We start from the raw sequence: 16,665 nt of genomic DNA on the forward strand, positions 1-16,665 counted from the left end.
ACCAGGTGGTGACGCCGTCAGGCGGAACCAACTACGCGGTTGCAGGAAGGATGAACTGCCGCCAGCGGAAGCCCGCCGGGAGGCGGGCTGACTCTGGCGGGTGAGAAAAAGCGCCTCTTTGGCGCCACCTTTCTGGCGCAAGCAGAAAGGTGGCAAACAAGGCACCCCGGCGAACTCCGGGATGCGAAAAACCCCCATCCCGACCTTCCCCCTGCAGGGGGAAGGGGTCGCTTTGGCGGCAGCCTTTTGGGATACCCAGCATTCGAGGGAGCGGTCATGAGCAAGTTGATTGGCAAAGGCCTCACCTTCGATGACGTGCTGCTCGTGCCGCGCGAATCCATCGTGCTGCCGGCCCAGGCCCGCGTGTCCACGCGCCTCTCCCGCCGCATCCGGCTGAACATCCCGCTGGTCAGCGCCGCCATGGACACGGTCACCGAGTCCGAGATGGCCATCGCCATGGCCCGCGAGGGTGGGATCGGGATCATCCACAAGAACCTGAGCCCGGCCGACCAGGCGCACCAGGTGGACACGGTCAAGCGCTCCGAGTCCGGCATGATCCGCCAGCCCATCACCCTTTCCAGCGAGCGCAGCCTGCACGAGGCCGTGGCCGTGATGGCCCGCTACCGGATCAGCGGCATTCCCGTGGTGGACGAGGGCCGGCTGGTGGGCATCCTCACCAACCGCGACCTGCGCTTCCTGACGGATCTGGAACTGCCCATCGCCTCGGCCATGACCCGCGAGAACCTGATCTGCGCGCCCGAGGGTACCACCCTCGAGGAAGCCGAGCGCATCCTGCAGCAGCACAAAGTCGAGAAGCTGCTGGTGACGGGAACGGGCGGCGCGTTGGTGGGACTGATCACGGTCAAGGATATCCAAAAGAAGAAGCAGTTCCCCTTCGCGGCCAAGGACGGCCACGGCCGCCTGCTGGCCGGCGCCGCCGTGGGCGTGGGCCCCAAGGAACTGGAGCGCGCCGCGCGGCTGGTGGAGGCCGGCGTGGACGTGCTCTGCGTGGACACGGCCCACGGGCACAGCAGCGGCGTGATCGGCATGGTGCGCACGTTGAAGGCCGCCTACCCAGCCGTGGACGTGGTGGCGGGCAACGTGGCCACGGGCGAAGCCGTACGCGCCCTGGCGGAGGCTGGCGCCGACGCCGTCAAGGTGGGCATCGGCCCGGGCAGCATCTGCACCACGCGCGTGGTGGCCGGCGTGGGCGTGCCGCAGATCACGGCCGTGCTGGACTGCGCCGCCGCCGCCGCCGAGTTCGACATTCCCGTGATCTCCGATGGCGGCGTCAAGTACTCGGGCGACTTCGCCAAGGCCATCGCCGCGGGCGCCGAATCCGTCATGATGGGCTCGCTCTTCGCCGGTTGCGAAGAGAGCCCGGGCGAGACCGTGCTCTTCGAAGGCCGCAGCTTCAAGGTCTACCGCGGGATGGGCAGCCTGGGCGCCATGCGCCGCGGCTCCAGCGACCGCTACTTCCAGGGCGAGATCCGCGACGAGGAGAAGTTGGTCCCCGAAGGCATCGAGGGCCGCGTGGCCTACAAGGGCAAAGTGGCGGGCGTGGTCTATCAATTGGTGGGCGGCCTGCGCGCCAGCATGGGCTACTGCGGCTGCCCGGACATCGAGGCCTTCCGGCGCGACACGCGCTTCGTGGAGATCACCCCCGCCGGCCTGCGCGAGAGCCATCCCCACGACGTGGTGGTGACCAAGGAGTCGCCCAACTACTGGACCACCTGATTCCTGGGGATGTCCCGCGCTCGTGAGCCGTGCCCCCGACCGCCCCATGCAAGAGCGGATTCCGACCCCGGCACGTGAATCGCCCCCTTCACATCAAGGCAAGGCGATCAACTCCACCTCCACCTCGGCCGAGGAATCGTCCTCATCCAGGGTGGCCCCGGTGGGATGGGCGGCGTTGCGGTTCCAGGTCAGATAGCCGCTCTTGCTCACCCGCCAGGCGTCCAGCCGCACCGAGTTCCCGTTGAAGATCTCGATCTCGTAGCTGGCGCGCCCTGCCGCCCCCGTGTTGTAGGGCGGGTTCAACTCAATCGAATCATTGGCGAAGAACACGAGGGCGCCGGGCAGGGCCTGCCCCGTGTTGGAGTCCACCACCCGCACGGTCAGCGTGGCCGTCCAGGTCCGGTCGGGCAGGCTGGATTCCTCGCAGCCGGCCAGTAGCAGCAGCAGACAAAACAGCGGCAGGATGCGCATCGAGACCTCCGGGATGCGATTCAACACAGAGACACAGAGACACGGTGTAAAAGAATCGATGAGCATGCATCGATGGCAGACCTGTTAACGGACCGTTGTCCTCTTCATCTCTTCCATTGAAATCTAAATCGCTCTCTGTGTCTCCGTGCCTCTGTGGTGAGAGGAAGACGAGAGAGTACGGGATGGCCCTGGCTCAGAGTCGCCGCAACGTGAGCAAGGTGATCTCCGGCGCCGTTCCCACCCGGATCGGCGGACCCCAGAAACCCGTGCCCTGGCTGACGTAGACCTGCAGGCGCGCCGAGTGCCGGTTCAGGCCCTTCAGGTAGGGGTTGGCCTTGCCCGCCACCCAGGTGTAGGGATGATACTGCCCGCCGTGGGTGTGGCCGCTGAGCATCAAGTCGTAGCCCGCCTGCTCCGCGGCGAACACGCTGAGCGGCTGATGGGCCAGCAGCAGCTTGAAATCCGCCGGCGGCGCGCCGGCCAGCGCCAGATCCGGCCGGCTCTCGTGGCTGGGGAAGAAGCGCCGGCCCTGGACGTCCGGCACACCCGCCAGCAGCAGGCGCCCGGCACCCCGCTCCAGCAGGACGTGCTGGTTGAGCAGCGGCGTGAAGCCCACGCCTTCGGCCACACGCAGCCAGCCCAGGGCGTCGCTGTAGTATTCGTGGTTGCCCGTGATGAACCACTTGCCCAGCGGGGCCTGGATCTCCCCCAGGGGCGCGGCCTCAGGCCCCAGGTCGCCGGGCAGTCCGTCCGCCAGATCCCCCGTGAACACCACCAGCTCGGGTTGCAGCTCCTGGACGGCGCGAGCCACGCGCGCCACCTGAGCGCGCTGGATGCCCGGGCCGATGTGCAGGTCGCTGAGCTGCACGATGCGCAGGCCGTCCAGGTCCGGGTGCAGGCCTGCGACCGGCACCTCCACCTCCACCACCCGGGTCAGCCGGTAGGCGCCCGCCACGCCCCAGGCCACGTAGAGCGACACGGCGCCGCAGATGCCCAGCGCCACGGCCCGCGAGCCCAGCAGGCTGCGGCCGTGCTCGATCCAGGCGGCGGGCGGGCCGGCGGCCAGCGCCTGGGCGCCGCCCAGCAGGCGCAGAGCGAGCCCGAGCAGATCCTTGGCCAAGAGCAGGATCACCGCCACGGAGATCCAGCCCACCACCAGCCAGCCCAGCTCCATCAGGCTGTCCAGGAAGCGCGGCGGCTGCAGGTGTCGGCGCAGGGCCAGCAGCGCCAGGGGCAGCCAGGCCAGCAGCTGGAGCGTAATCCAGATCCCGGCCGTGGGCGCCAGTCCCAGGCGCAGGGGCAACAGCAGCCGGAACCCCACCAGACTGCCCAGCAGGGCCAGCATGCCGCCCGCCACCAGAAAGAATGCCCACATGCCCCACGCTCCTTGTCTGTCTCACGGCTACCGAGCACCCGCGCCGTAGCGGCCCGTCCGCGCTTCCTACCTTGCCTGCCGGTCAATTCCGGAGAACAAGATGCTCATCCGCCTGCTCGTGTTTGTCATGCTGCTGTCCGTGGCCCGCGCCGAAGAGATCCAGCCCGGCCGCGACCACCTGGCCGGCTGGATGACCGGCTCCTTCAGCAGCGCCCTCCAGGCCGCCTCCGACAGCAGCTACTTCGACATCCGGCTGCGCATGACGCCCATCTGGGGCGCGCGCGCCGACGGTCCCTGGCTCTACGTGGAGCAGGCCGTGGCCACCAGCCTGGACCAGCCCTACCGGCAGCGCGTGTATCACGTCACCGAGCCGGAGCCCGGCCTCTACGTCAGCGAGGTGTTCGAACTGCCCGAGCCCGTGCTGCGCTTCGCCGGCGCCTGGAAGTGCGATTCCCTGCTGGCAGGCCTGACACCGGATTCGCTGGCGGTCCGGCCGGGCTGCGGCGTCCACCTGCGCTGGAACGCGGAGCACGCGGCCTACGAAGGCCGCACACCGGGCGAGGGCTGCCTCAGCACGTTGCGCGGCGCGGCCTGGGCCACCTCCGAGGTCAGCATCAAGGCTGAGGGGCTGGTGAGCTGGGATCGGGGCTGGGACGCCCACGGTCAGCAGGTCTGGGGCGCCGAGCAGGGCGGCTACCAGTTCCGCCGCGCCCCGGTCTTCGGCGGGGCCTGCTGCCCTGGCGGGGGCAAGTCGCAGGCTGTGCCAAAGTAAACCGGCCGCACACTTGAACCACAGGGACACAGGGACTCAGCCCGAACACGTCCACGGGAATGCCGGGACTTGAAGTCGTGAATCCGGAGTCCGGCAGATCGAAGGGCCACTTCCCTCAGGCCGGCAGCCGGCGGATTTTTGCCCCCAGCGCGCCCAGGCGCTCCTCGATGCGCTCGTAGCCCCGGTCCACCTGCTGGATGTTTTGCATGCGCGTCACGCCCTCGGCCTTCAGCGCGGCGATGATCAGGGCCATGCCCGCGCGGATGTCCGGCGAGTGCAGACGCGCCCCATTGAGCGGCTGGCCGCCGGAGATCAGCACGCGGTGCGGATCGCACTGGGTGATCCGCGCGCCCATGGAGATCAGCGAGTCCACCCAGTACAAGCGGCTCTCGAACATCCACTCGTGGATCAGCACCTGGCCGCGGCTGCAGCAGGCCAGCACCACGGCGATGGAGGAGAGGTCCGCCGGAAAGCCCGGCCAGGGCGCGTCGTGGATGCGCGGGATGGCGCCGAACTGGTCGTAATCCACTTCCAGGGCCTGCTCCCGCGGCACGCGGATGCCGCCGCGCTGGAAGAGGAATTCCACGCCCAGCTTGTGGAAGACGCGCTGGATCATCCGGTAGTTTTCCGCTTCGACGCCCTCGATGAACAGCTCCGACTCCGTGGCCACGGCCAGGGCGATCAGGCTGCCCACCTCGATGTGGTCCTCGCCCACCCGGTGCGTGACGGAGTCCAGCAGCGCGCCGCCGCTGCCCTGGATGGTCAGTCGATTGGTGCCCACGCCCTCGATGCGCGCGCCCATGGCCTGCAGCAGGCGGGCCAGCCGCTGGACGTGGGGCTCGCTGGCGGCGTTCTCCACCACGGTCTCGCCCGTGGCCAGGGCCGCGGCCATCAGCGCGTTCTCCGTGGCCATCACGCTGGCCTCGTCCAAGAAGATCCGCGCGCCGATCAGCCCGCGGGGGGCCTCCAGCACCACGTCGTCGCCCTCCAACCGCACCTCGGCGCCCAGCCACTGGAAAACCGCCAGGTGCGTGTCGATGCGCCGGCGGCCGATGCGGTCCCCGCCCGGACGACGTAGCACGGCCCGCCCGCTGCGGGCCAGCAGCGGCGCGGCCAGCAGCAGGCTGCCGCGGATTTGGCCGGCCTGCTCGGGTTCCGGGCAGTCGCCCAACCCGGCGCTCGAGGAGATCACGGCCCGGTGGGCGGCGGGATCCCAGTCCACCGACGCACCCAGGGATTCCAGCAGGCGCAGCATCACCTGGATATCCAGGATGGCGGGCAGGTTTTCCAGCGTGGTGCGTTCGGCTAGGAGCGCGGCCGCCAGATCCGGCAAGGCCTCGTTCTTGTTGCCCTGGGGCGTGAAGACGCCGCTCAGATTCCGGCTGGTTTCGATCTCGAAGTACATGCAGGCCTTCGCTAGTTTTGCACACGCGGCGGTCCCGCCTGGACCGGCCCCGCGCCAAGATACCACTCGCCACAGGGCGGACGGCATGGGCCCGCCGCCCGGGAGAAGATCATGCAGCACGCCTCCACGGCCGAACTGGCCCGGCACTTCGACGCCCTGGCTCCCGTCTGGACCGCCTGCCCCTACCTGGACGCGCCGGGCGAGGCCGAGCACGTGCTGCGGCTGCTCAAGCCCGGGCCGCGCGCCACGGGCCTGGACCTGGCCTGCGGCAGCGGCCAGCTCACCGCCGGACTCGCGGGCGCCGGCGGGCGCCTCCTGGCGGCGGACCTGAGCGAGCGCATGCTCAAACTGGCGGCCTGCCGCTTCGTGGAGGCACGCATCAACAACGTGGTGATCACCGTCCAGGACGCCCACCGGCTGGAGTACGCCAACGGACTCTTCGAGTGGGTGGTCTGCCGCTACGCCTGGCGCCTCTTCGAGGAGCCGGCCCTGGTGCTGACGGAACTGGCCCGCGTCACCCGGCCGGGGGCGCGGCTCTACCTCAGCGACTGGTGCGAGCCCAGCGGGCCCCTGGATGCCTGCCTGGGCCGGCTGGACGCCTTCCACCGCCGCTGCCTGACGGAGGCCTGGTGGGAGGAGCAGCTGGCCGGCCTGCCCTTCCAGACCGAACTGCGCCGCCGCCGGACCGAGCGGCTGGATCCCGTGGTCTGGGGCGAATTGGCCGGTCTGGATCCCGCCGAGGCGCGCCGACGCTTCGACGAGTTCCGCGCCGCCGAGGGCGCCGGGATCCACTGCCAGGAACTGGACAACCGCCCGGTCTGGATCGCCGAGCGGCTGGAACTGGTGTTGCTGCGCACGGCCCGCCCGGCCAAATGAGCGGCCCCGCCACCCTGGATTACGCGGGCTACCTGGATCTGCTGCGCCGGACGGGTCCGCCGCGGATGGCCTGGATTCCCTTGGCCGAGCTGGACGAGGAACGGACGGGCTTCGCCGTGCACCTGGCCTTCACGGCCCAGGGCTTGGTGCTGGTGCGCAACCGGGAGCGCGCCTGCTGGGAGCTGCCCGGCGGACGCAAGGAGCCCGGCGAGCGCAGCCTGGACACCGCGCGCCGGGAACTGGCGGAAGAGTGCGGCGCGGGCCCGGCGGAGCTGCGGCCCTGGTGCGGCTACGAAGTCCGGCTGGGGGAGCGCGTCACGCGCGGCCTGCTTTGCCTGACTTTCTTGTCTGAACTGCCCGGGCCACCGCCGGAGAGCGAGATCGCCGAGGCCCGGGTGGTGCGCCGCTGGCCCGGAGCGCTCTGCTACCCGCACATCCAGGGCCGCATCCTCCAGCAGGCGGCGCGCCGCCTGATCGCTCGCCCGGACGTTCCGGCGCTCCCGGAACTGCCGAACTCCTTGCTGTCCATTCTGATCGACGCTCCGCCGCCCCTGGGCGAGATTCCTCCCCCGCCCCAGAACCGCCCCGCCTGAACCCTCGTTCCGCCCGCCTGTGCTCCGGGAAAAGCCCGCCCTACGCGCGGCCGGGCAGGCTCCGTGTGTTACATTTCCAAGCGGGAAGGCATGAAGATGAACGTGGCGGCCGGCCCCCGGGAGCGCCTGCGCACGCAAGGTCCCCGGGCCCTGGAGATGGCGGATCTGCTGGCCCTGGTGCTGGTGAGCGGTTCGCGCCGGGAATCGGTGTTCGATGTGAGCCGGCGCCTGCTGGACGAGGTAGGCCCGCGGGCCCTGGGCGGCACGCGGGGCGTGGAAGAGGCCATGCGCGTCTACGGGCTGGGGCAGGCCAAGGCCGCCCAGCTGGTGGCCGCGCTGGAGATTGGCCGGCGCCTGTACGATCCCGGCGCGCGGGAGTTTCCCGTCCTGCACCAGCCCTCCAGCGTGGCGCGCCATCTGGCGCCCATGGGCCGGCTGATGCGCGAACAGTTCCGCTGCCTCTATCTGGACGTCACGAACCGGCTGATCCGCGACGAGGTGATCTCCATCGGCGGACTGAGCACCAGCCTGGTCCACCCGCGCGAGGTCTTCCACTTTGCCGTCCAGTACAGCGCGGCCAACCTGGTGCTGGCGCACAACCATCCGGCGGGGAGCCTGGAGCCCAGCCCGGAGGATCTGGACCTGACGCGCCAGCTCTGCCGGGCGGGGGAGATCATGGGAATCCAGGTGCTGGATCACCTGATCATTTCCGCCGGCGGCTGGTTCTCCTTCCACGAACACGGCCTGCTGGGCAGGGAGCGGCCGGTGTGACACAATGCTCCCTACGCCCGGGTCGGGAACGGAGCACGGGCGAGCAGAAAGCGGGTGACGCGTGTTCATCGATTCCCATGTCCATCTGGACGGGCCGGACTACGACGGGGATCGCGCCGAAGTGCTGGCGCGGGCCCGCGCCGCCGGCGTGGAGAGTCTGGTCCAGATCGGCTACAACCGGCTGACCATCGAACGCGGGATGGCCCTGTTCGCCGACCAGGACTGGATCCACTTCAGCACAGGCCTGCATCCCCACGACTCCGCCGATTGGAGCGCCGAGCTGGAGGCCTGGATCGAGGAGCGCTCCGCCTGGCCGCGCGTGGTGGCCATCGGCGAGGTGGGGCTGGACTGGTTCCGCGACTACGCCCCCGCCGAGACCCAGCTGCGCGTGTTCCGGCAGATGATCCGGCTGGCCCGCCGACGCGGCCTGCCGCTTATCGTGCACTCCCGGGCCGCCGAGGAGGACACCCTGCGCGTCCTCGAGGAGGAGGGGGCCGGGGACGTGGGCGGCGTGATGCACTGCTACGCCTACGGGGTGGAGACGGCCCGCCGGCTGCGCGAGCTGGGATTCCTGCTGAGTTTCCCCTGCAGCGTCACCTATCCCAAGCGCAACCAGACCGAGGTGATCGCCGAACTCCAGGTGGAGCAGATGCTGCTGGAGACGGACTCGCCTTTCCTGCCGCCCCAGCGGCTGCGCGGGCAGCGCAACGAGCCGGCCTGCGTGGCGGAGGCCGCCGCCGTGATCGCACGGGTCAAGGGGCTGAGCGTAGAGGACGTGGCCCGGATCACGCGCCGCAACGCCCGCGTGCTCTTCCGCCTGGACCTGGCCGAGGAGCGCGTGCTGGCCTATCCCATCCGGCGCAGCCTCTACCTGAACCTGACCAATCGCTGCACGGCGGACTGCGGCTTCTGCACGCGGCTCACCCACCCGGTGGTCAAGGGCCACAACCTGGCCCTGCGCCGGGAGCAGGAACCCACGGCGGCGGAGCTCATCGCGGCCATCGAGGCCCGGGGCGGCGCGGGTGCCTGGGACGAGTTCGTGTTCTGCGGCTACGGCGAACCGATGATGCGCCTGGACGAGCTGAAGGCCGTGGCGGCCTGGCTGAAGGAGCGCGGCGCCCGGGTGCGCGTGAACACCAACGGCCACGCCGACCTTTGGCACAAGCGGCCCACCGCCGGCGAGTTGCGCGGGCTGGTGGACGTGGTCTCCATCTCCCTGAACGCGGACAACGCCGCCCAGTACGCGGCCATCGTGCGGCCGGCCTGGGGCGAGCGCAGCTTCCAGGGCCTGCTGGACTTCGCCCGGGACGCCGCCCGGGTGGTGCCGGAGGTGGTCTTCACGGTCGTGGACGACGGCAGCATCGACATCGAGGGCTGCCGGCGCATCGCGGCGGAATACGGCGTGCCGCTGCGCGTGCGCCTCCTGGACGAAACCGGCTGATCCCGCGCCCGCGGCATCGGCGTGAAGGAGCCGGATGGAGAAGTCCTACAAGTCCATGGCGCCCAAGAAATCCCTTGGGCAGAACTTCCTCAGCGACCCCTGGTGGATCGAGCGCATCGCCCGCGCGCTGGAGATCCAGGAGGAGGACTGCGTGCTGGAGATCGGCCCCGGCAAGGGGGCGCTCACCCGCGCGCTGCTGCCCTACACGCGGGACCTGCTGGCCGTGGAGATCGACCAGCGGATGGTCGAGCTGCTGCAGGCCGAGCTGGGCGCTCATCCCAACCTGCGCGTGATCCACGAGGACTTCCTGCGCTTCGACCTGGGCGCCGCGCTGGGCGGACGTCGGGTGCGCGTGGTGGGCAACCTGCCGTATCACATCACCAGCTCGATCCTGATGCGCGTGCTGGAGGAGATCCGCCGGGGCCAGACGGATCCCGCCGCGGCCCAGATCACCGACTTCGCCATCATGATCCAGAAGGAGGTGGCCCAGCGGATCCTCAGCGGCCCGGGCAGTCGCGAGTACGGCATCCTCTCGGTCTACGTGGGCCTGCTCTGCGACGGGCGCATCCTGCTGGACGTGCCGCCGGGGGCCTTCTTCCCCAAGCCCAAGGTGGACAGCGCCGTGATCCGCCTGCGTCCGTTGGCGACCCCGCGCGCCGAGGTGCTGGACTGGGACTTCTTCCGCCGGGTGGTGCGCGCGGCCTTCAACCAGCGGCGCAAGATGCTGCGCCGCTCCCTGCTCAACATTCCCGGCGTGCCCAATCCCGAGGGGCTGGAGAACGCCGACGAACTGCTCTCGCGCCGGCCCGAGACGCTCAGCGTGCCGGAGTTCGCCGACCTGGCGGCCCGCCTGGGCGCGCTGCGCGCGGCTCCCGCCGGGGAGGCGCGGCCGTGAATCCGAACCCCCGCCTGCACCCCGACGACCTGCCCGAGGATCTGGGCGAGCTGCACGAGTTCTTCCGGGACAGCCACCCCGCGGACATCGCCGAGCTGATGCAGCGCGTGGACGAGGAAGCCGCGCTGGCCCTGTTCCTGGCCATCGACGCCGAGCTGCAGGCGGAGATCCTGCCCGAGCTGGGCGAGTCCCTGCGCGAGAGCATCCTGGAGCGGCTGACCCACGCCACGCTGGTGCCCGTCCTGAACGAGATGGAGTCCGACGACGCCGCGGACCTGATGCAGGAGCTGCACGAGCTGGACGAGGCCCTGGCCGAGGACGTGCTGGCGGACCAGCAGCTGGACCAGGAGCTGCGCGAGGACCTGGACGAGCTACTCGAGCACGAGGATGACACCGCCGGCGGCGTCATGGCCCGCGAGTTCGTCGCCGTGGGCCGGACGATGACCGTGGACGAGGCCATCGGCGAGGTGCGGCACCTGGCCGAGGACCGCGAGGTGGACGACATCTACGCGGTTTACGTGGTGGACGAGGAGGGCCGCCTGCTGGGCCTGGTCAGCCTGCAGCGCCTGCTGCTGGCGCGGCGCGGGCAGCGCATGGACGAGATCATGGACCCCGACGTGATCTCCGTCCAGGCGGACACGGACCAGGAGCAGGTGGCGGCCCTGGCCCGCAAGTACGATCTGGTGACCATCCCCGTGGTGGACGCCCAGGGCGTGCTGCTGGGCCGGGTGACCATGGACGACGTCTACGACATCGCCCACGAGGAGGCCGCGGAGGACATCTCGCGCCTGGCCGGCACCGTGGAGGACGTGCTCGAGCGCTCCAGCCTGACGGTGGTGCGCCAGCGCACGCCCTGGCTGCTGGTGGGCCTGGCCGGCGGGCTGGTCAACGCGCTGGTGATGAGCCGCTTCGAGGCCGACCTGCGCGCCCTGCTCTCCGCCAGTTTCTTCGTCCCGGTGGTGATGGGCATGGGCGGCAACGTGGCCAACCAGTCGGCCACTATCGTGGTGCGCGGCCTGGCCACGGGCGAGCTGCAGGTCAAGGACCTCGTGCCGCGGCTCTGGAAGGAATCCAAGGTGGGCTTCGCCCTGGGTCTGGCCTGCAGCCTGGTGATGCTGGGCGTGGTCTGGCTCTGGATGGGCGACGGCGCCACCGCCGGCGTGATCGCCCTGGCCATGGCCTGCGTGATCACCCAGGCCACGGTGATGGGGGCCTTCGTGCCGCTGCTGCTCAAGTGGGTGGGCGCGGACCCGGCCATGGCCAGCGGGCCCTTCCTCTCCACCAGCAACGACATCCTCGGGCTCTCCGTCTACCTGCTGCTCATCAGCACGCTGCTCACCTGAGCATGGACCGGCGCGCGCAGGCCCTCGTGTTGAGGCGCATTCCCTACGGCGACACCAGCCTGGTGCTGCACGTCCACACCCGCGAGACCGGTCGGCTGGGGCTGATGGCCAAAGGTGTGCGCCGGTCCAAGTCGCGGCTGGAACCCGTCCTGCAGACCGGCCATTTGGTGGAGCTGCAGCTGCTGGTGCGCGAGGGGCGCGAGCTGCAGCTGCTCAAGGACGCGGACCTGCGCGAGGATTTCCGCGGCCTTCGCCGGGACTACGTCCGACTCTTGAGCGGTCTCTTGGTCTGCGAGATCCTCGAGCGCACCCAACTCCCCGACCAGCCGGACCCCCTGCTCTTCGACACGGCCGTGGACGTGCTGCGGCTGGCGGCGGGGGCGAGTCCGCGGCCCCAGAACCTGGTCTATTGGTTCCTCCTCTTCCTCTTGTCACATTCCGGCTACGGATTGGATCTGGAGGCCTGCTCCCGCTGCGGCCGACCCTGGGAGGAGTTCCGGCGCCGCGAGGGCGCGGGGCTGGACCCCCGGGAAGGCCGCGTCCGCTGCCCGGACTGCCGTCCCGGCGGCGAGGAGACCGGCCTGCCGCCCGGCCTGTGGCGCGTGCTGCGCTTCCTGCTGCACAGCCCGCCGGAGGAGGTGGCCCGCCGGGAGATCACGCCCGGCACGCGGGTTCTGGTGCGCAACTTGCTGGAGACCCTGCTGCACGCGCACCTGTCGCCCACGCTCGAACTGAAGAGCCTGCGGCAATTGGACGAGCTGGAAACGACCACGGAAACCACCCGGGAGGGGCATGGAGACGAAGACGATTGAGGTGATGGACAAGCTGGTGAGTCTGTGCAAGCGGCGCGGCTTCATCTTCCAGTCCAGCGAGATCTACGGCGGACTGGCTTCCTGCTGGGATTACGGCCCCTTGGGCGTGGAGTTGAAGAACAACCTGCAGCGCGCCTGGTGGACGGAGATGACCCGGCGCCACGAGAACATCGTCGGCCTGGACGCCGCCATCCTGATGCGGCCTGAAGTCTGGCGGGCCTCCGGGCACGTGGACGGGTTCGTGGACCCCCTGGTGGACTGCAAGGAGTGCCGCTCGCGCTTCCGCGCCGACCAGATCGACGCCACCCAGCCCTGCCCCAGCTGCGGCGGCGCGCTGACGGAGCCGCGCCAGTTCAACCTGATGTTCCGCACGAACCTGGGTCCGATGGAGGACACGGCCAGCCAGATCTACATCCGGCCCGAGACGGCCCAGGGCATCTACGTGGACTACCTGCTGGTCCAGAACGCCGCGCGCCTGCAGGTGCCCTTCGGCATCGCCCAGGTGGGCAAGGCCTTCCGCAACGAGATCAAGCCGGGCAACTTCATCTTCCGCACCTGCGAGTTCGAGCAGATGGAGATGCAGTTCTTCGTCAAGCCCGGCGAGGACGACGAGTGGATGGCCCACTGGAAGCAGAAGCGGATGGACTATTACCTGTGCCTGGGCATCCGGCCCGAGAACCTGCGCTTCCACCAGCACGGCCCGGGCGAATTGGCCCACTACGCCCGCGAGGCCTGGGACGTGGAGTTCCAGTTCCCCTTCGGCTGGCAGGAGATCGAAGGCATCCACAACCGGACGGACTTCGACCTGAAGGCCCACCAGTCCATGTCCGGCAAAAAGATGGACTACATCGACAGCGGGAAGGGCGAGCGCTACCTGCCCTACATCATCGAGACCTCCTCGGGTCTCAATCGCACGCTGCTGATGTTCCTCTGCGACGCCTACCGCGAGGACGTGGTGGACGACGAGCCGCGCGTGCTGCTGGCCCTGCCCCACAAGCTGGCGCCCATCACCTTTGCCGTGCTGCCCCTGGTGAAGAAGGACGGCATCGGCGAGCTGGCCCATCAGTTGTACGACGACCTGTGCGGGCGCTGGAACGGCTTCTACGACCACGCCGGCGCCATCGGCCGGCGCTACCGGCGCATGGACGAGGTGGGCACGCCCTGGTGCATCACGGTGGACTACGACAGCAAGACCGACGGCAGCGTGACCGTCCGGCACCGGGACGATTGCCGCCAGGAACGGGTGAAAATGGACCAGCTCAAGACCTGGCTCTTCGAGCGCATGGAAGGCTGATCTCAATCGCTTTGGAATAGACAAAACAAAACAAGCCCGTTTGTACGGGCTTGTTTTGTAACAGGCACCTGGATTGCCCAGTTCAATCTCGTGACGGTTTCTTCATGTGGTGATTTCAACAGGGGATTGTTAATCTCTTCCCGTGGTGTGCCCTGAATGGCCAAGCGCAGCGATCCACCGGTGGCCGCGTGGCGCAGTTTCGGATTCTGCAAGCTGTGAAGAAGTGCCGGGTCCGATGCGTGGAGGCATTAAGCGGCAAACAAGTGCAGGGCTTGCGCGCCAGCCGCTGGAAATAGATATTTATTTCCTAACAGGTTGAGTCCACAACGCAAATGTCCCTTTTGGGGACTGGCACCGTTTCCACATACGTACAGCTTGGCGCAGAATCGCGCCCCCCGGAACGACAAGTCAGTGGGATGGAGAGGCACATGTCCGAGGACGCCATCTTCAAGAACATTCCCCAGTTCACGGTGCTGCGTTTCGCACGCTACCTGAACTTCCTGGTCACCCTGCCCGAAGTGGTGGAGGAGATCTCCTCCAGCGAGATGGCCGGCATCATCGGCATCAAGCCCACCCAGCTCAGGCAGGACTTCTTCACCCTGGGCGGGTTTGGCCGGCAGGGGAAGAAGTACAACGTGCGCTTCCTGATCCACCGGCTCAGCGAGGTGCTGGCCCTGCAGAAGCCCCAGGACATGGTGCTGGCGGGCGTGGGCCACCTGGGCCAGGCCATCGCCAACTACCAGGGCTTCGAGCGCTTCAACCTGGTGCTGCGCGGCATTTTCGACGTGAATCCCAAGCTCATCGGGCTGAAGATCCGCGACATCCAGGTGCAGGATCTGGACGAGTTGCAGGGCTTCATCCGGCAGCACCGGATCCAGATCGGGATCATCAGCACGCCGCACCAGTCGGCCCAGAACGTCTGCGACAGCATGGTGGACGCGGGCGTGAAGGCCATCTGGAACTTCAGCCCGGAAAATGTCACCGTGCCCGAGGGCGTGGTGGTGCAGAATGAGAACCTCTCCGTGGGCATCATGAACCTCAGCTACCGGCTCAACCGCGAGCTGGCCTGACCCACGGTCGTCGCATACGCGAACGGCCCCCGACCTTGACGGATCGGGGGCCGTTTTGGTGTCGGGTCGAAGCCCTCAGCGCAGCAGGGTCAGGCGCTGCACCAGCTGGCCTCGCGGATGACGCAGCACGGCCACGTAGACTCCGCTGGCCAGGCCCGCGGGCGTGAACGGCACTTGATGCCGACCCGCCGCCAGGGTGCCATCCACCAGCACGGCCACTTCCTGGCCCTGCAGGTTGTAGACGGCCAGCCGCACGGGCGCGGACTCGGCCATGTCGAAGCCCAGCCTCGTGCTCGGATTGAAGGGATTGGGCACGGCGGGCAGCAGCGTGAAGGCCGTCGGTTGGGCGTCCAGCCGGACGCTGAGCTCCAGCAGCACGGACTGGCTGCCGTCCAGACCCTGGCGCAGCACGCTGTAGGTGAAGTCGCCCGTGCCGGGCTCGTCCTGGAACTGGTAGCTGGCACCATGGCTGGAGCCGCTGGCGCTGAGCAGGGTGTCCAGATCCTGGCCGTCGCGCCGGATGCGGAAGCCCAGCAGCGCGGTCTCGGAGGCGGTGGACCAACTGAGTTCCACCCGGCCGCCGGGCAGGGCCTGGGCCGAGCTGGCGCTGATCTCCACGGCCACCTCGCCCCCCTCGTCCCCGTGGCAATTGCCCGAATCCTCCAACACGGTCAGGCTGCCGTCCTCCAACAGGGTGCCCCGTCCGGCCTCCACCCGGAAGGGCTGACTCTGCCAGGCGTTCAGCCGCACCCAGAGGTCCTGCAGACCGTCCAGCAGCGGCAGTTCAAAGGTGTCCGGGGCCACCAACGGGACGTAGGTCATGAAGGACATCTCGTGGAAGAGCTGCAGGCTGCTGCCGCCGCTGCCGGCGAACTGGAAGCGCACGCTGGGCACGGCGTGCCAGACATCCACGTCGCGCTCCCGGGCGGGATCCAGCTCGGCCGTGAACACACTCTGGTAGAACTGGGTCAGCGAGGCGCGCACCGCCACGCCGGGCACCACGTCGTGGTGCAGGGCCGAGACCGGATTGCTGAAGGCGATGTAGGCCTTGTGGCTGTTCCCCAGATAGAGGCTGGCGCCCATCAAGTTGACGGGCGCGCAATCCCGGCTGTCCAGGCCCACGCAGAAATCCACCAGCTGCAGCGTGGCGTCGGTCGCCTCGGAAGCCGCTGGATCCGTGGGCTCGGTGAAGGCGCTCAGGTAATCTTTGGTGACGCTGGCGCGCACACTCTGGCCGGGGACCACGTCGATGTGATACTCGCCCGGCGCGGTGGGCGCGGGGAAGTAGGCCTTGTGACTGCTGCCCTGGTAAACGGACAGCCCGTGGTTGACCGTGACCGGCGCGCCGCCCCGGTACTCGCTGGCCAATACGTCCACGCGGTAGTCCACCAAGTGCAGCGTGACGTCCGCCGAGTCGGCGGCCGCGGGATCCGCCGTTTCAGTGAAGGCGCTCAGGTAATCTTTGGTGACGCTGGCGCGCACACTCTGGCCGGGGACCACGTCGATGTGGTACTCACCCGGCGCGGCCGGCGCCGGGAAGTAGGCCTTGTGGCTGTTGCCCTGGTAGACGGACAGTCCGTGGTTGACGGACGCTGGCGCGCCGCCCTGGAAGGCGCTGGCCCGCACGTCCACGCGGTAGTCCACCAAGTGCAGCGTGACGTCCGCCGAGTCTGAGGCCGCGGGATCCGCCGTGGTCGTGAAGGCGCTCAGGTAGTCCTTGGTGACGCTGGCGCGCACGCTCTGGCCGGGGACCACGTCGATGTGATACACGCCCGGCGCCGTCGGCGCGGGGAAGTAGGCCTTGTGGCTG

The 16,665-nt window shown here is 69.0% G+C and carries 15 protein-coding genes; 11 read left to right on the plus strand and 4 right to left on the minus strand.

What is annotated here, in order from left to right; genetic code table 11:
• Positions 1–276 precede the first annotated feature (276 nt).
• Positions 277–1,737, plus strand: coding sequence for an IMP dehydrogenase (guaB, locus tag WC326_16080; GenBank protein ID MFA7332587.1), 1,461 nt, complete (start codon positions 277–279; stop codon positions 1,735–1,737).
• Between the two features lie 93 nt (positions 1,738–1,830).
• On the opposite strand, the gene WC326_16085 is transcribed toward guaB, so the two are convergent.
• Complete coding sequence (locus tag WC326_16085) at positions 1,831–2,208, minus strand: hypothetical protein (GenBank protein MFA7332588.1); 378 nt, start codon at positions 2,206–2,208, stop codon at positions 1,831–1,833.
• 193 nt (positions 2,209–2,401) lie between these two features.
• Positions 2,402–3,583, minus strand: a complete 1,182-nt coding sequence (locus WC326_16090) for a metallophosphoesterase (GenBank protein ID MFA7332589.1) — start codon at positions 3,581–3,583, stop codon at positions 2,402–2,404.
• Positions 3,584–3,683: 100 nt separating this feature from the next.
• On the opposite strand from WC326_16090, the gene WC326_16095 reads away from it, so the two are divergent.
• On the plus strand, positions 3,684–4,355 hold the full coding sequence (locus tag WC326_16095; protein MFA7332590.1) for a chromophore lyase CpcT/CpeT: 672 nt from the start codon (positions 3,684–3,686) through the stop codon (positions 4,353–4,355).
• Between the two features lie 115 nt (positions 4,356–4,470).
• On the opposite strand, the gene murA is transcribed toward WC326_16095, so the two are convergent.
• The gene (gene murA / locus WC326_16100) at positions 4,471–5,760 is read right to left on the minus strand and encodes a UDP-N-acetylglucosamine 1-carboxyvinyltransferase (protein MFA7332591.1); all 1,290 of its coding nucleotides are present in this window, start codon (positions 5,758–5,760) and stop codon (positions 4,471–4,473) included.
• Positions 5,761–5,871: 111 nt separating this feature from the next.
• On the opposite strand from murA, the gene WC326_16105 reads away from it, so the two are divergent.
• From WC326_16105 to WC326_16145, 9 genes are all read left to right on the plus strand, one after another.
• Complete coding sequence (locus WC326_16105; protein MFA7332592.1) at positions 5,872–6,636, plus strand: methyltransferase domain-containing protein; 765 nt, start codon at positions 5,872–5,874, stop codon at positions 6,634–6,636.
• Positions 6,633–7,229 carry an NUDIX domain-containing protein gene (locus tag WC326_16110; GenBank protein MFA7332593.1) on the plus strand — a complete coding sequence of 199 codons (597 nt, stop codon included), beginning with the start codon at positions 6,633–6,635 and terminating at the stop codon, positions 7,227–7,229. Before WC326_16105 ends, WC326_16110 begins: the two co-directional genes overlap by 4 nt.
• 90 nt (positions 7,230–7,319) lie before the next feature.
• Positions 7,320–8,000, plus strand: a complete 681-nt coding sequence (gene radC, locus WC326_16115; protein MFA7332594.1) for a DNA repair protein RadC — start codon at positions 7,320–7,322, stop codon at positions 7,998–8,000.
• A 61-nt stretch (positions 8,001–8,061) separates the two neighbouring features.
• Entirely contained in the window at positions 8,062–9,441 is a 1,380-nt protein-coding gene (locus tag WC326_16120) for a TatD family hydrolase (protein MFA7332595.1), read from the plus strand.
• A 34-nt stretch (positions 9,442–9,475) separates the two neighbouring features.
• Positions 9,476–10,336, plus strand: a complete 861-nt coding sequence (gene rsmA / locus WC326_16125) for a 16S rRNA (adenine(1518)-N(6)/adenine(1519)-N(6))-dimethyltransferase RsmA (GenBank protein MFA7332596.1) — start codon at positions 9,476–9,478, stop codon at positions 10,334–10,336.
• Entirely contained in the window at positions 10,333–11,679 is a 1,347-nt protein-coding gene (mgtE, locus tag WC326_16130) for a magnesium transporter (protein ID MFA7332597.1), read from the plus strand. The genes rsmA and mgtE overlap by 4 nt, the downstream gene beginning before the upstream one ends.
• A 2-nt stretch (positions 11,680–11,681) precedes the next feature.
• On the plus strand, positions 11,682–12,491 hold the full coding sequence (recO, locus tag WC326_16135; protein ID MFA7332598.1) for a DNA repair protein RecO: 810 nt from the start codon (positions 11,682–11,684) through the stop codon (positions 12,489–12,491).
• Positions 12,472–13,785 (plus strand): glycine--tRNA ligase, encoded by a 1,314-nt coding sequence (locus tag WC326_16140; GenBank protein ID MFA7332599.1) that lies wholly within the window; start codon positions 12,472–12,474, stop codon positions 13,783–13,785. The genes recO and WC326_16140 overlap by 20 nt, the downstream gene beginning before the upstream one ends.
• A 428-nt stretch (positions 13,786–14,213) precedes the next feature.
• Complete coding sequence (locus WC326_16145) at positions 14,214–14,855, plus strand: redox-sensing transcriptional repressor Rex (protein ID MFA7332600.1); 642 nt, start codon at positions 14,214–14,216, stop codon at positions 14,853–14,855.
• A gap of 75 nt (positions 14,856–14,930) precedes the next feature.
• On the opposite strand, the gene WC326_16150 is transcribed toward WC326_16145, so the two are convergent.
• Positions 14,931–16,665: hypothetical protein (locus tag WC326_16150; protein ID MFA7332601.1), on the minus strand; the 1,735-nt coding region annotated here is incomplete at its 5' end.

The sequence above is a fragment of the Candidatus Delongbacteria bacterium genome, assembly GCA_041675285.1.
In the GTDB taxonomy this organism is placed as follows: Bacteria; CAIWAD01; CAIWAD01; order CAIWAD01; family CAIWAD01; genus CAIWAD01.

Excerpts from the sequence above, each read along its gene's own strand:
- rsmA (MFA7332596.1), top strand. The coding sequence starts at position 9,476 with ATGGAGAAGTCCTACAAGTCCATGGCGCCCAAGAAATCCCTTGGGCAG.
- WC326_16095 (MFA7332590.1), top strand. The coding sequence starts at position 3,684 with ATGCTCATCCGCCTGCTCGTGTTTGTCATGCTGCTGTCCGTGGCCCGC.
- radC (MFA7332594.1), top strand. The coding sequence starts at position 7,320 with ATGAAGATGAACGTGGCGGCCGGCCCCCGGGAGCGCCTGCGCACGCAA.
- WC326_16090 (MFA7332589.1), bottom strand. The coding sequence starts at position 3,583 with ATGTGGGCATTCTTTCTGGTGGCGGGCGGCATGCTGGCCCTGCTGGGC.
- WC326_16145 (MFA7332600.1), top strand. The coding sequence starts at position 14,214 with ATGTCCGAGGACGCCATCTTCAAGAACATTCCCCAGTTCACGGTGCTG.
- guaB (MFA7332587.1), top strand. The coding sequence starts at position 277 with ATGAGCAAGTTGATTGGCAAAGGCCTCACCTTCGATGACGTGCTGCTC.
- WC326_16110 (MFA7332593.1), top strand. The coding sequence starts at position 6,633 with ATGAGCGGCCCCGCCACCCTGGATTACGCGGGCTACCTGGATCTGCTG.
- WC326_16085 (MFA7332588.1), bottom strand. The coding sequence starts at position 2,208 with ATGCGCATCCTGCCGCTGTTTTGTCTGCTGCTGCTACTGGCCGGCTGC.
- recO (MFA7332598.1), top strand. The coding sequence starts at position 11,682 with ATGGACCGGCGCGCGCAGGCCCTCGTGTTGAGGCGCATTCCCTACGGC.
- WC326_16140 (MFA7332599.1), top strand. The coding sequence starts at position 12,472 with ATGGAGACGAAGACGATTGAGGTGATGGACAAGCTGGTGAGTCTGTGC.
- murA (MFA7332591.1), bottom strand. The coding sequence starts at position 5,760 with ATGTACTTCGAGATCGAAACCAGCCGGAATCTGAGCGGCGTCTTCACG.
- WC326_16105 (MFA7332592.1), top strand. The coding sequence starts at position 5,872 with ATGCAGCACGCCTCCACGGCCGAACTGGCCCGGCACTTCGACGCCCTG.